Origin of the sequence: Selenomonas ruminantium subsp. ruminantium ATCC 12561, assembly GCF_000424065.1 — a bacterium.
Lineage (GTDB): Bacteria > Bacillota > Negativicutes > Selenomonadales > Selenomonadaceae > Selenomonas_A > Selenomonas_A ruminantium.
Map to the genome: position 1 here is coordinate 141,975 of NZ_AUJE01000003.1, position 14,890 is coordinate 156,864.

Consider the following 14,890-nt stretch of genomic DNA (forward strand, 5'->3'; position numbering starts at 1 on the left):
CTCACTTCGCAAAAAAATCTTCCCGTCCCCAATCAGGTGGTATACGCAAGGCAAGTAAATCCTTCACCAAGGCTCTCTCCTGAGCGTCAAAACATTTTCCAGTTAAGCCCATATCCAAAGCCTGTTCTGCCGTAAGTCCCTGCCGAACAAGCCGCACAGCATCCAGTAGACCGCGTAAATCCAAGGCTCGCCCAGATATTTCTTTGGCTTCATATTTTTTACGGATATCCAGGAATAACGCAGACAACGTACTGGCTACTCCCTTACGCAAATCTGCAAATTCATACGTCAATAGTTCCTGCAGCTCCTGTTCTCCTGGCACAGGCAGATGCAGCACCACAAAACGGGACAACAGAGCTTCGTTGAGATTACGTGTACCCTCGTAGCCATAATTCATGGTTCCAATAAAGCGTGCAGCAGGATGTAAAAATAATCGGTCATATCCCGGTACTTCCATCTGCCGTCTATGGTCAAGCAGGGAATGAAGCACTGCCAGAGCTTCATTTCTGGCCATGTTTATTTCATCCAAAATACAGATGCCGCCCGCTGTGACGCATTCATATACTGGTCCCGGACGAAAGCAAACGGCACCATCCCGAAACGTGTCCATCCCAATTAAATAAGCAGCATCAACATCAATGTGAAAGGATACATTCCATATAGGCCGCCCCAGCAGAAATGCCAGATTTTCTGCCAAAATATTCTTCCCCACAGCCTTAGGTCCGACTAGCAACAAATTAGCGCCAGTAAGCAGGGCACTTAGCGCAGCTTCCACGATCTGACGGCCAAAGTAGGGAAAGTGTGGTTTACTGATTTTACGCACGCCCTGTCCATTATATTGTCTACGAAATGCTGCAGCCTCTGTCAAAAGTTCTGCCCGCAAGCCTTGTTTCCGAAAAAAAGCGTCTATATCATCCACTGCCACCAGCAAACACCTCCGTATAGGAGCACTAAGTTTATCCTCTTTTTTTAATTCTTGGCGAATAAAAAAATACCTGCTGCATTTACGTTGGCAATGAAAAAACCACGCAATTATCGCGTGGCCTTTGCTTTCTTCATATCAGCATATTGATGGTCATGGCACTTGACTCAGCCATTGTAGGCGCTCGGTCAGGCAGCCTGCCCATTTGCTGTTTGGCTTGTTCGATGAGTTTCTTGGCCTTCTCCACTTCAGTAGCATCACAGGCATTTTGCTTGTATCCATCTTCGAGTTCCTGCAAGTCCTGCTGCAAAATAGCCAGTACTGCCTGCATATCGCCCTGTGTTGCCGCGGCGGCAATCTGACGGCGGCGTTTATCTTCGTTGATGCTTACGGTACGTTTGGACGATTCCATCGTCATTTCGCCATCTTCGTCAATGATGACCTGCATGCCCTGAAAGCCTACTTCATCCTTGCGGTTGGCATAGGAGTCCTCTGCCGCCCGCAGATTATCGAATAACTTTTGGCGGCTCTCCTCATCCGTCAGGCATTTCTGTAAAAATTTGCCGGAAATCTTTGCCATACCCGCCCCTACTATATTGAAATTCTCCCGCAGGTAGTTGGTCAGTTCATTGGTATTGTTGAACTTCTTGTCCGGGCTGGACAGTTTATCCAAAAGCTCCTGCCACCAATTCTTTTTCTGTGAGCGTTTTACCTTCGACTGCTGACGGCGGTTGCCCTCATTGCTTTCGGATATGCCCCAACTGCGCAACCCGCCATCGTCCTCGATAATAAAGCCATGGGATTTTAGCTTATGCTCTGGTGCGCGGCCACTTTGTACATCTGTATGGGCAATATCGTAGATTAACGCCTCATACTCCATGCGCTTATCCGGGTCCTGTTCCATCTGTTTGAGGATTTTCGGTGAAATGGATACGTTATTCATCCCCGTCCCGGAAAAAGGTTTCGTCCCCACGCTGAACTTGAGATTCGGGAATTTTTCTGCTAGACTTTTCATAACACCATTACTTTCCTCTTTGTCTTTAACTTGTGCCTGGGCAAAGCTGTAAGCTGCCTCTGACACATAGCTTCCGCCAATCTTTACCGGCATAATCCTCTACCTCCTTGTACACCAAGATAATGCGTTATCGTCTTTTGCTCCTCTTTAAAACTATATCGTCAAAACTTTTTAGCGCCTAATAGCAATGGCGTGAACAGCTCGATTATCGGTGTGAAACGATATGAGGTGACCATGATGAAGAAAAATCTCCGTTACGTTCTGCTGCCGCTGACCCTTCTATTTGCCATTTTGGCAATAAATGTGCTGCACGCTCCTTCAAACACCAAACAAACGCCTGCCGCATTTCCCCAGTTTCAAACCCGTGACTTAGCAGGCCATGTTGTAACCAATGAAGTCTTTGCCGGCAAATTTACGATTCTTGTGCTTTGGGTTGTCAAGGATACGAATAGCCGCCAGTTGTTACAGGAGTTGACGGATTGGCAAGTGCATGAAAATGCCGATATACAAATCATCGGTCTTATCGGCGATGTAAAAACCACGGATAATGATGATAAAATCGCCTTGGCCCAAACCATTGCCCAAAATATCCCCAGCCCCCAGCTATTGGTCAATGACGATATGGCGGCTTTTCTTACCACCATCAAAACGGTACCGACAATCTTCTTTGTAAATCCTTATGGTCAGCTTGTCGGCCAGCCTGTGGCCGGTTATGAAATCGACCTGATAAAAAAAGAAGCCCGCCGCCTGATGGCCGCAGACTCCCAAACGGATATAGACAAGTCCCTTATTATGAAAAAGCTAGCTCAATGATAGAGCATAACCGTCAGACAAAAGCACTGACGGTTTTCTTTTGATACCACTTCGACGTCCATACTGCCCTGATATTTTTCCGCACAACGGGCAATATTCACTAGGCCTATACCATGCTGTTGTTTATCTTCCTTGGTGGTACAAGGAAGGCCGCTCTCCTTACGCCAAATCAAATCACCGGCAAAATCATTGGAGATTTCGATAAAATATAGATTGCCCTTGCGATAAGAACGCACTGCTATCTCCGCGGGCGGCGGCAATTTGCTGCAAGCTTCCAAAGCATTTTTCAGACCGTTATTGAGAATGACGCTGATATCGTATAGGTCAAAAGAGGTATGCGCAGGGTAATGGAAGTCTGCCTTAAAGGAAATGCCTGTTCTTTTTGCCTGCTGACGGAACTGATGCAGGATGATGTCTGTGATGGGATTACCTGTCTTATCCGCAAAGTCCAGCCGTTCCGTTGTTTTGGTCATTTGTGCCAGATAAGCCTCGATTTCCGTCTGTTCCCCTTGCAGATGATTATGCACATAAGCGGTCAGGCTGGCAATATGCCCCCGCAAATCATGCCGCAAGCCCCGCATATCACCATAAATGTCCTGCATTTCCTCCACTTGCCGATGAATATCCGTTATGCCATTTTCGAGCAACAGCCGCTTGGCTTCTGCCTCCTTGAACTGCACCATGCCGCGAAACAGCCTGACCGCGGTCACAATCATGCCTAACAGCAGCAAACTAATCAACGGCAGGAGAAACAGCGTTTCCGGCGCCCGATAGTAAATCAGCATCAGAGCACTGTTATCCACCGAATACGCCATAACCCGCAAAGTCAGGTCAATCACCAGTACCGTTATGCAGGGAAATACGAGAAACAGACTCTCCGTCCAGGATAAATTATAATCCTGTGCACAGAAATAGTGCCGGATAAGCCATAGATACAGCGCAAAAAGCCCAAGCTGTACCAAACGGCAAACAGTCAGTACGCCCATAAGCGCCAACTGACTGATATCGCCGATAATCGTTAGCAGCTGTTCTGCGGAAATCAGCCCTTGTGCCACGCTGTATTCCACCAGCCAGGTAAAAAATGGCTGCCAGTAATCGAAAAGCACATAGGATAGCGGGCTGACGGCAAAACGCAGAACAATCCAGCCTGCAACTAAACTAGCCAAGACAAAAAGCTGTCTTGGCCAGTTGGGGTAAAAATAATATTTTTGTAACCCAGCTATGAGCAACACGCTGGGCAAAAGAGGCAGGAACCCGGCATAAATGCTGTTTTCACCTATCCGGATATAATCTGCCCCCAACTTCCAACACATACTGCCGAAAACGTAAACGGCGATATATCCGCCTATCGCATAGATGCGCCGGGAAAAACGCGCAGACAAAATGCCCTCCGTATAGCCAAATGCCAAATAACTCCATATTGCGTACACGCCGGCTTCCAACAAATACTGCTCAAACATTTACAATGCCGCCTCCCTTGGCGTAATGCAAGTATGCTTTGACAAAAGCTGCGTATTTCTTATTTGCCAGCATAACCATTTCGCCATTGGTCACCTGTATTCCCTCCGGGCTGTAGGCGGAAATTTTTGCCATATTCACCAGATAACAGCGATGACAACGGTAAAATGCCGTTCCCAGAGTCTGCTCAAACTCGTCCATCTTTCCCTGCACCTCATAAGTGCCTTCGGTAGTGTGGATGATGACGTTTTTGTTGTTGCTTTCGATAAAATAAATATCCTGCAAAGACACCTTGCGGCGGCTGCGCATATCACCGGCAGAACCATTGAGCTTCAGCAGCACATAATCTTCCTTCTGCCCCTGCATATAACGGACTTCCAAACAGGCATTTTCGAGCACGCGGGAAAATTTCACCTTGTCAATGGGCTTTAGCAGATAATGAAAAGCCTGCACATCAAAGGCAGCGGGCATATATTCCCGATAGCCGGTCACGAAGATAATAATGCTGTGCAGCCCCTGCTCACGGGAACGCAAAATACGCGCCGTCTCCATGCCATTAATATCCTTGATATCCAAAAAGTAAATGTCAAAATTATCTCCAGCCTGCAACAGCGCCTCTGCCGTATAAAACGTTTTTACTTGCACATCCGGTCTTTGCCGGACAATAATCTCGGCTATATAACCGCATACTTCTTTATCACTATCGCAAACCGCGACTTTTATTCTCACATTCAAGTCTCCCTTGTCTATTAGTCACCATGATACATTATAGCGACTATAAACAGGAACATTCAACGCCTAAGGAGTGAACGGCGCTATTTGCGGTGTGAAAAGCATATCTCTGGTTATCGCACTCAGGTCAAAGCCGAACGCATCCAGCGAATACCGCATTTTATCCGGATGCCTGCACGGCTGTCCTGCTTTTCTGGTGCATCCACCCGTGGACAGGGATAACGTTTCCTTTGATATGGTCGATAGGGCTTGATAGCGCCATAGATGTCCGGTTCGGATTCCATGTCAAGGTTGTAGCAGCCGCCTTCGAAATTGAGGCCTATGCCAACGAAGCTTTTGCCGATCACGAAATTCACATCAATGATACTGCTCTCACGAATAGAATGATAACCCATTTGCCCTTAATAAAGTAAATTTAACCAAACCTTAACATTATCTAATTTCTTTTCATGTATTCGCTTAACAATTAATTCTCTCATATTGCTGTTATAAGACTCAATATGGGCGTTTTCATCATGATAAAAAATCAAAACCATGTCTAAAACTTCTTCCCACGGCCCAAATTTGTTCAAATCTCCTAAAATAGGACATTTATCGTCGCGCTCATTAATACTAGAATCAAGCTGCGAAACAAGAATGATTGCTACATTCAACTCATTAGCTAATGCCCTTAATGTATAAAGAATTTCCGTTAATTCTAGCTTACGACATTCATCTACATTGGTGTAATCTCTATTGACAATTAACAATTGAAGATAATCAATTATTATTAAATCTAATCCCACCTTTCTACTTATATAACGTGCTTTTACGCATAAATCATTAATTGAAAGTGCCGCTGTATCATCTATAGTTAACAACGATTCAGCAATTCCTTTTTCAATCCTATTTTTCGTAATATTTTCATTAGAGTCAAGGATATTCGCTCTTAGTTTTGAGATACTAATATTAGTTTGAGAACAAATCATATTTCGTTTAAGATGATCCGTGGATAACTCCAATGAAAAAAATGCGACACTCTTTTTTTCTTGTAGAGCAGCACTGGCAGCAATAGTACTGGCAAAAATACTTTTTCCAGTGCTCGGGGCACCAGTTATCATAATGAAATCACCAGATTTAATACCTTCAGTAACGGTGTCTAAAGCCTTAAATCCCCAAGATATATTCATAAAAGACTCCTCTCTATCCGTAGTAAAACGTATAATTATTGGAAATAAATCCTTTTATCACCCTCTTTCATTTTTTGTTTCAATCTCTCGGATTCAGGCATTGCTTCTTTACTTCTCAAATTAGCAGCCTCTTTAACATAAATACGATTTATATCATTTTCCAGTCTACGTTTGTACTTCCCCAACGCTTCCGCTATATAACGATCCCGTTTTATTTCTATACATGCCTGATATAAAGTTGGAATCAAAACTGCTTTACCATGAGTGTATATAATTTCCTCCTATATGACAAGTAGCATAATGCTATACTATGTCAAATCTGACAGAGCAACAATAATAGATAATCCCTTTATCGCACAATTCTGTTATGCTAAAAATAGCCAAGCTGTAAATAAATCAAAGGGAGATGATTCTATGCATTGTCGTTCATTTATTTACAATCATCATGAAAGAAAATTTGAATATACATCTCTACAGACAACGGCAAAGGACACATTTACCCAAGTTCAGTTCCACATACAGTATTAAAATACGCATTTCCTAAACTCCAATATAAATTCCCTGAAAATTGTATTATAAGTGACAATGGCGACATAAATATCGAATTTGAACTCGCACTCGAAAAAGAATACTACCAATTCACAGTTAAATCTGGAAATAGAAATCGATCATATTGGCTAGCATCTCCAATTACATCTCTTGTGAGCATGTTTATCGTGTTAATGAAACGTTATCAAACAAATACCACGAACCCTATTTTAGTAATTATCTATAATTAACAATAGCTCCGTTAACCAGTAATATGTAAACGGAGCTATTATTACTTGAATTATAAATAACTAAAATCAATAACCTCTCATTTCCTTAACTGCTATTTTTTCAATGTGTTGGAAAAGTATATTTAATCCTTTATCATCTCTTAGATCGACCATTAATATATGGACTACAACATTTTCACATCCATTCGATTTATTTATATATTTTTTGACGGGCGTATATACTTCCCAATTTGAAGGGTTATTATTGTCCATAAAACCAGAATCTAACGGATAAATCACGCAAACATGTTTTGTTTTATATTCCTTAGAGTAGGCATACATTTGATACATATCTGCCTGACTTATGCCATAATTAATTTTAGGATTATTAATTAGACGTTTCCACTTTGTATCGACTATTATAGTACAATTCTCCCATTCCAGGACAACATCTGGTTGCAATCCGAAAATCTTTTTCTCTTCGACATTATCATCCTGTCTATTAAATAGAGAATGAATTTTGTTTTCCTCTTGGACAGTAACTGTGCATTCCTGAAAAAAATTACGAGCCATTTTTGCGATATATGCTTCGAACAGCTTTTCCATAGGAAAAAGTAGGGATATAGCTTTTGAATTACCAGCAAAACTTGTAAAGCTCTTACCATGTAGAAAAATCTTTGCCAACCTTAATGGATATTCATAGAATTGTGTGGTACGATCTATTACTACTTTATTGAAATCCGCTTCGTAGTTTACCGATGGTTCTACAAGCTCAAAATGCATTAAGCTCTGACGTATTCTTTTTTTATTAACCAGATCTGTAGATATGCGTTGCAGAAAAAGGAGCGCTGCTTTTAATAGTCGATTTTCGGGACGATTAACATTATATTCATCATAGCAAACATAAAAACGTTCCGCATGGGTCAAATTATATCTTATATGTGGGCTTACAAGCAGTTTTCCCTTGTAATAAGGGATATTATCTTCTATAGCAACATATGAAGATTTCAAACCTTTACTAACCAACTCCTCCACATGCATCACAAACAAACGTATGAAAATCTCAAATATATTTAATCTGGAAATATCTAGTGATGCATTATACAAATGCTTACAGTTGAAATCTTTTAACGAGTTCAACATTTTCAGAAATACATTTTTGGTGATAAAATAATCTTTATCATCGTTTTCAAAAGATATCTTTGGTAAAATCTGAATCTGACATCCAGACTTCAACTGAACTACCCCAACGTAATTTAAAGCCTTTATTGCGTCTTTTTTATTTTTTTGTGTAAGCCTAAAAAAATATTTAGAATCATCATTTTCATCGACATCCAGCGTTTCGGAATACATAAATTCTTTTAGTTCCATAAACATATTGTACCATTCTTTTTTATCACTCCATTCGTTGTTATCAAACTTTGCTCCATCTTCTATTTTCTTTGCAGTTTCTAAATCTTGTGATATACAATCATATTCACGCATTGTTATTATCCGACTCATCAGTAGTTTCCTCTGTCGATTTATTATCTAACAATTCAGTTTTCAATATTATTTTTTCACCAACAATTTGCTGATATGTTTCCAGTTTATCAAATGCTTGATCATTAATTTTATATACAGTTTTGTTTTTATTAATTTTACTGTTTGATTTGAATAGATTATCATCTAATTTTTTCTCAATAATAATATTTTTTTCGTTATCATCCTTACCTTCTTTAATTTTTGTGATATCCTCTCCAAGAACTAACGCGATATATTCATAATCTTCATAAAAATACTCTTGCAATAAAGGAATAATTTTATTTTTAAATATATCACCCAGTTCTTTAACTTCTACATTACCGTCCTTTTTCTCATTTAGCTTTGTAAAAAACGCATGCCCTATAGTATGTTCCCTGTCAAGCAATACCTCAATTCTCTGATTGATTTTATCCAATATATCTTTAAGGTATATTTCTTTGTCCTTAATATGCAATTTTTCTAAAATATTGGGTCTAGGAATCATTTCGACGAATGAGAATCTTCTACGAAGTGCAGTATCAATCATGGCAATTGAACGATCTGCTGTATTCATGGTCCCTATAATATAGACATTGTCTGGAACTAAAAACCTTTCTTTAGTATAAGGCAATGTGATTTTAATAGACTCATCATAAGAACTTTGCTCATGCTCACCAACCTTATAGCGTCTATTATCTTCTATCGATGTTATCATTTCACCAAATATTTTCGATATATTTCCTCGGTTTATCTCGTCGATTATTATGATGAATTTTTCTTTATAATTTTTTTCTGCAACCTTACAAATTGACTTAAATATTCCATCCTCATATTTGTATGAGATCTTATCACCTTTAGTTTTGGGCTTAATCCCTTCAATAAATTCTTCATAAGAATATGACTGATGAAAAGTAACAAAACTAGCCTGAAAGCATGAGGTTATTTCATCCTTTTTATTGTTCGGCTCATCGCATAAATTGATTCTTTTCTCAGATAGTTTTCTATAATAATCAAATGCCAATTTGTATAAGTCTTCGTCTTCGTTAATTTTTTCTATTAATCCCTCCAATGTCTTTTTATTTCCATCGGAATTATACCAGAATTTACCAGACTCTATACTGATTTTTTTCATTTTTTCTTCTTTTATCTTTTCAGGAATATCATTATTATTAAACCCTCCTATTAACGCTGCATAAATAGCAGTATATCTAGTTTTTCCTGTTCCCGGAGGTCCATACAGAATAATGTTTCTATCAAATTCAAGTTTTTGCATTATTTTTCTCCCCAACAGTTTATTATATTGTTCATCTTTTATTAAATCATTATAATCTTTACCTAAAAGTTCACTATAGTTTTTTATTAACATATCTATAGCATTTATTATTTGTTTCTCTATATCATCATTCGTTATACCATCATTACATTCAATCAATTTGCAAGGCCTTACCTTTATATACTCACCTTTTGAAAGCTTGGCCTTAATTGTAGTGATATCAGATTCTTCGCGCTTCAATATCTTCTTTCTTTTCTTTTTAAGTTCCGCTATATAGACAAACGAACTATCCTTTGGAATCGGATAATCTAAATGTTTATGATATTTTTTAGAAACTTCATTTTCAATTTCTTCCTTCGTCTTTTTTTCGTCATTTTTTAAATTCTCTTTTTCTTTCTTCTTCGACTTATTATCGTGTATTTCTAAACACACGCAATATACCGTCTCAAATCCATCAATAGTAGAATCAGCAAATATAGAAACGCCTATAAGATTATTATTATTATAATTAAATTCTAGCCACCAGTATTTTTGTATATAATTCCCACCTCTTCTATCTTGTCTTCTTACAAATTGATTATGGGGATCCACAAAATCAAACTTGAAATTTTTTTTATAGAAATTTACTATTGCAGTTGATTCTGTTTCTGCACTTTTTAGTTCTCCCGCCATACCACTATTGGGTTCATACGGCTTATCATGATACATTCCTATAAAATTCAACGCCAGAAAATAATCAATACCATTAGTACTTCTTTCTTTTATATCCATACATAATCTCCTATACATCTCTTAACTTTTCATATATCTTTACCATACCCAAAGTATCCAACTTGCAATACTCCAACATTTCCTTCCTTTTCTTCTCCAACTCCTCGCCTTGTAATTTTGCTAGTTCTAGATATGTAGAACTTGCCTCTTCACCATCATGCACACCTTCAAGATTTGCATAATCTAGCTCTGGTAAATCAGGGAACAATGCTGGAAGAACTAATTTGATACTTGAACTTCCCTTCATGGCTTTAGTATAGTACCATCTTTTTTGGAAAGGTTTTTCTATATCTACAATTTGTGTTATCATTTTCATAAGACGATCATTATATCCTGGATACCTTTTTGCTAATTCCTTTAATTGACTTATTTCAAATGAACTATGATATACAATAATACAGGCATCATGTGGAATAATATCACACAGAGTTTTAGCAATATCTTCACGAGAATCTTTTCTTGGATCACCAAGATATTCTTTGTGTTTAAGTTCTGCTCCTTCATATTCTATAATATGCAATGAATATTGAAATACCTGCTTCATACGTGGCTTTGTCCCATCAAAAATCGGCACCACAGGATCTACTGTCTCAAAATCCAAAAAATATAACGGATAATGTAATTCATCAAGGAATTCCGTTATCTTAGTTTTATTAATATAGGGGCTTGTTTCATGTAATTCCATATCTACCTGCTGATAATATTTCTTTCTTTTCTTTTGATCCCCCTTAGTATTTTCCAATTTCTTTTTTATCTGCGGTAATACTTCTTCAAATGAATCAAAGCCATTATCATGAAGCTTAATTTTAATATTTTTATCCATATCTCTAATATCAAATACATTGGGATGTGGAATATTTTTTGTACAATGTGTGAAGAATGGACAGCGATAGGGATGCAGCGACTTCGCATCATCATAGCATTGTAAGCCTATTTTTGTATTGGGTTCTTCATTTCCTGCATCTTTCATATATCCTGCTATTACTTCAATACGTTCTTTAACCTGATTTTGCAAAGCGATAACTTCATCCGTAAAATCAACGATTTTAAATAATTGTTTTAAATTTAGTTTCCCTTGCCGTACATAGCTATTATCGATATGAACCAAACAAGCTTTCTGCACATTTATGCCTGCTTTAGTTAGTACATAATACTGGAATGCAACATCATGGATATTTACCGGTTTGACCTCACTGCTTGACTTTACTTCATACAACTCAACATTACCATTGCCTAGGTTCTTTAATATATCAACACTGGCAAACAACCCGCCTTCAATGAAGAACGAGGCTTCCGTGATGATTTCTGTCCCCTTCGCCATTTCTTTTTGTGTATCGACAGCCATTTTTTCGCAATCTTTAGTAAACTTTATCTCTGTGTAGTCACCAAACAGCCCCATCGCCAAATCTCCGACATCGCTCCCCTCTTTTAGGATTTTGGGATTATCATAGGAGTGGTCATATGTTTCAGGTTTATATTTCTTAAGCCATACACGTTTGAGGCATTGCAGACTCTCGCAATATCTGGACTTCGATATCTCAGCTATCATGGTTATTTCCTCCAGACAAAATATTCCGACAACAAGATTTCTTTCTCTCTATTTCTACACGCCTATCAAAATATCCTGCTTCATCTTTTTTATATCAGAAACGGATGGAGACTATAGCAATCCATCCGCTTCCAATTTCACTCTGTTTACTTGTTCCGATACGCCTGCTTAGTTTCTGATATATAATATTTTTGTTTCAGTAGCTCACAAGACACGACGCGACCATCAGGGAATATAGGTTCTGTTCTAACACCGCTGGCCTCTAACACTTCATTGGTAATGACTTTAGGGTTCTTATAGTCGCTTGAGTTCCAATTCTGATTTAGGAATAGATAAGTTACCTCTTCGGTCTCTACAGCAAAATTGTTTCTCTGGTGCAGAGTTCTTAGAAAATCCATCCACTCTTCATAAAACGCCCCTACATCTTCCTGCGCATCTATGGCATAGTCAACTTCATTGCCGCCTTTATCATGCATCCATAGATCTCGGGTGTCTTCATCTTCCTCTGATTCTGACGCATACATCAGACTTTCGTTTACTCCTGGAAAAAATTCCAGATTCTCATCATCCTGATGCTTCAGCACCCAGTTCATCATTTCACCATTGCCAGATTCAATCCCGATGTAGTCCCCCAGGAACACGACTAAATCTCTCTGCGGATTGACCTGCATTTGTTCCCAGACCTGCATGAAGCGATTATAATCCCCCTTGATAGAACCGACCACATAGATATTGTCATATTTTTTTGCCATTTGAAGCTACCCCCTTGTTCTGTTGCTCAGTAGAACTTGTATATCCTGTCTATATCTCTATTATAAACCAGTCTAGTGTCAGATTTATCATTGAATTCACTAGCTCTGTCAAATTTTACAGAGCAACCTGTCTCCAGCAGGATATGAGATTTCCTATGCCGAAATAATTCACCAACATAATACAACGATTGATTTGTGGAGGATCAAAAAATGAAGGGTGTATCAGAAAACAATGTTAAATTTCTATTATTGCTGGATGCGTTGCTTCACACGAATCTTGACAATCCATGTATCACTACTGATTTAATCACCAGTGTGGAAAGTGGCTGGCAGGAGCTTTTTCCTGATGGAGCATCTAGTACTATCTCTACTTCTACCGTAGGCAGGCATATAAAAGCCATCAACGCCAGTAAACTTTTTCATATAGCGACTAGTACATCAATGAAGGAAGGGTACTATTGCGATAAATTTCCATTTGATGCTGCTGAATTTTCAGTAATTGCACAGTCTCTTTTCCAATCACCGTCTATATCTGCGGAAGAAACAGAAACCCTACTTCAAAAATTTATGCATCGTACAGATGCTCTCGGTGAAGATTATTTGGAGAATATGGTGAAACAACTCAAAGCTACAGCCCCTTGCCGCAAAACCAACCGCCCCATACTCCCCATCATCCAAATAATACTAACAGCTATCTGCAAACATAATAAACTACGTTTTACCTATTATCTCAATGATACGAATGATAAAGACAAGCTGCAGAAACATATAGATAAAAAAACTGGTAAAGATAAAATCTATATAATTTCTCCGTATTATCTAGTCTGGCATGCTGATGAATGCTATCTGATTGCCAATCTGGATTCCGCTAATGCTAATAACGGAAAGAAGCTTACCCATTTCAAAGTCAGCCGAATTGTAAACGACATCAAGATTCTTTTCAACGAGAATGCAGAGCCGATTGAGGCTACAAATGAGTACAAGTATTATTTAAATGTAGAATCTGATACGAATAATGAGACATTGTCCTTTGATGAGGCCTTAAAACGCTTTCCCTTGGACCGCTATCTACGCGAACATCTGTTAATGTTCAACAATGGCACCCTGCCTATTTCTTTATGCCTGTACTTTACAGAAGAATCACTCCGCCTGATACTCATGCGCTTCAATCTTAACAAGGGAGCATTGAAGCTTGTCCCAATAAATCGTTATACCAAGGACGGCAAGAAACTATACAGAGCCATTATTCAAGTTCAAGAAAATGAGGGATTGTACGTTTGGCTCATGCAGATGGGCGATCGCATCTATGTGAAAGAACCTACATCTATCCGCGATAAACTAAGGAAGCGTCTGCAAGATACATTGGATTTCAACAACTATCTTGAGGATAATTAAGAACCGTTAACATCGAATCTTTATTAACTGGCGTTTCCAACTCAAAAACAGTCAGAAAGAACTGGTCATCTTTTGTGTTCTCACATAATCGCTGATGCAGTTCTTTCAACTTTTTTGTATTCCTATTATTTCCATCAACTGTAGTTAAATAGAAATATCCAGTGCATGCATTTTTTAACTTTCTTAAGTTCTCTTTGCATGATAAAAATTTTTCCACAACTGTAGTTGCTTCTTTTTCACTCAAATGAGTTTCGATTATCTCTAAAAACATATTAGAACGACGAGGGAAGATTTGGCGAATTGCATCAATATCTTCCGGTATAGCTTCTGGTGCTTTAGTATGTAATCTAAAGGCTCTCATTCCCCAACATAGATATACAACTAAATTCCAATACACATAATTATTCCTTATATAATATAGAGCATTTGCTTTTTGACACAATCCTTGTATCAATTTATCCTTTCTAAGTCCATCTCCTCCTAGTTGACAAATGATGATAATAAAATCCTTATTGTTTTCAACATAATAACGCGCTAAATTTTGCATGCATAATAAATCATTATGATTATTTCCATCTACAATGAATGCGGTTACTGCTGCTTCTTCACATAAGTATCTAACCTCTGATAATTCCTGCATGGATAGTTCCCCAGATTTCGCATCTGGGTATAATTTACAGCAGAGCAGCTCTTTCTGCTCTGCTGCCGGAAGCTGCGGGAATATCTGGTCTTCTTCACCGATACTTATCAATGCAGGCATTTTGCTAAATACCATAGTTG

15 protein-coding genes are annotated in these 14,890 nt (G+C 38.6%); 2 read left to right on the forward strand and 13 right to left on the reverse strand.

Annotation, left to right across the window (positions count from 1 at the left end; all coding sequences use genetic code 11):
- Position 1 precedes the first annotated feature (1 nt).
- Both G598_RS0102595 and G598_RS18425 read right to left on the reverse strand, forming a co-directional pair.
- The gene (locus G598_RS0102595) at positions 2–925 is read right to left on the reverse strand and encodes an AAA family ATPase (RefSeq protein ID WP_102012075.1); all 924 of its coding nucleotides are present in this window, start codon (positions 923–925) and stop codon (positions 2–4) included.
- Between the two features lie 130 nt (positions 926–1,055).
- Positions 1,056–2,030 (reverse strand): DUF6033 family protein, encoded by a 975-nt coding sequence (locus tag G598_RS18425; RefSeq protein WP_026765619.1) that lies wholly within the window; start codon positions 2,028–2,030, stop codon positions 1,056–1,058.
- A gap of 99 nt (positions 2,031–2,129) precedes the next feature.
- Between G598_RS18425 and G598_RS0102605 the strand changes: the two genes are divergently transcribed.
- Entirely contained in the window at positions 2,130–2,750 is a 621-nt protein-coding gene (locus G598_RS0102605; RefSeq protein WP_211221464.1) for a TlpA family protein disulfide reductase, read from the forward strand.
- Here G598_RS0102605 and G598_RS0102610 read toward each other — a convergent pair.
- The 10 genes from G598_RS0102610 to G598_RS0102650 form a co-directional block, all read right to left on the reverse strand.
- Positions 2,744–4,210 carry an ATP-binding protein gene (locus G598_RS0102610; RefSeq protein WP_026765621.1) on the reverse strand — a complete coding sequence of 489 codons (1,467 nt, stop codon included), beginning with the start codon at positions 4,208–4,210 and terminating at the stop codon, positions 2,744–2,746. The genes G598_RS0102605 and G598_RS0102610 overlap by 7 nt on opposite strands.
- Complete coding sequence (locus G598_RS0102615; protein WP_211221466.1) at positions 4,203–4,937, reverse strand: LytR/AlgR family response regulator transcription factor; 735 nt, start codon at positions 4,935–4,937, stop codon at positions 4,203–4,205. The genes G598_RS0102610 and G598_RS0102615 overlap by 8 nt, the downstream gene beginning before the upstream one ends.
- Before the next feature lie 69 nt (positions 4,938–5,006).
- Entirely contained in the window at positions 5,007–5,099 is a 93-nt protein-coding gene (locus G598_RS20400; RefSeq protein ID WP_336433138.1) for a hypothetical protein, read from the reverse strand.
- Positions 5,063–5,335, reverse strand: coding sequence for a hypothetical protein (locus G598_RS20210; RefSeq protein ID WP_026765623.1), 273 nt, complete (start codon positions 5,333–5,335; stop codon positions 5,063–5,065). The genes G598_RS20400 and G598_RS20210 overlap by 37 nt, the downstream gene beginning before the upstream one ends.
- A 6-nt stretch (positions 5,336–5,341) precedes the next feature.
- Positions 5,342–6,109 carry a DnaB-like helicase C-terminal domain-containing protein gene (locus G598_RS0102625; RefSeq protein ID WP_026765624.1) on the reverse strand — a complete coding sequence of 256 codons (768 nt, stop codon included), beginning with the start codon at positions 6,107–6,109 and terminating at the stop codon, positions 5,342–5,344.
- Positions 6,110–6,144: 35 nt separating this feature from the next.
- Positions 6,145–6,357 (reverse strand): hypothetical protein, encoded by a 213-nt coding sequence (locus tag G598_RS20005; protein WP_026765625.1) that lies wholly within the window; start codon positions 6,355–6,357, stop codon positions 6,145–6,147.
- Between the two features lie 597 nt (positions 6,358–6,954).
- Positions 6,955–8,352: an McrC family protein gene (locus G598_RS0102635; RefSeq protein ID WP_157833256.1), complete on the reverse strand. Its 1,398-nt coding sequence runs from the start codon at positions 8,350–8,352 to the stop codon at positions 6,955–6,957.
- Complete coding sequence (locus G598_RS18430) at positions 8,345–10,414, reverse strand: McrB family protein (protein WP_051179839.1); 2,070 nt, start codon at positions 10,412–10,414, stop codon at positions 8,345–8,347. Before G598_RS18430 ends, G598_RS0102635 begins: the two co-directional genes overlap by 8 nt.
- Positions 10,415–10,424: 10 nt before the next feature.
- Positions 10,425–11,963 carry a DUF2779 domain-containing protein gene (locus tag G598_RS0102645; RefSeq protein WP_037362983.1) on the reverse strand — a complete coding sequence of 513 codons (1,539 nt, stop codon included), beginning with the start codon at positions 11,961–11,963 and terminating at the stop codon, positions 10,425–10,427.
- Between the two features lie 146 nt (positions 11,964–12,109).
- On the reverse strand, positions 12,110–12,715 hold the full coding sequence (locus G598_RS0102650) for a hypothetical protein (RefSeq protein ID WP_026765628.1): 606 nt from the start codon (positions 12,713–12,715) through the stop codon (positions 12,110–12,112).
- 210 nt (positions 12,716–12,925) lie between these two features.
- On the opposite strand from G598_RS0102650, the gene G598_RS0102655 reads away from it, so the two are divergent.
- Positions 12,926–14,110, forward strand: coding sequence for a helix-turn-helix transcriptional regulator (locus G598_RS0102655; protein ID WP_026765629.1), 1,185 nt, complete (start codon positions 12,926–12,928; stop codon positions 14,108–14,110).
- Here G598_RS0102655 and G598_RS0102660 read toward each other — a convergent pair.
- Complete coding sequence (locus G598_RS0102660; protein ID WP_026765630.1) at positions 14,085–14,885, reverse strand: hypothetical protein; 801 nt, start codon at positions 14,883–14,885, stop codon at positions 14,085–14,087. The two genes, G598_RS0102655 and G598_RS0102660, sit on opposite strands and share 26 nt — an antisense overlap.
- Positions 14,886–14,890: the final 5 nt, after the last annotated feature.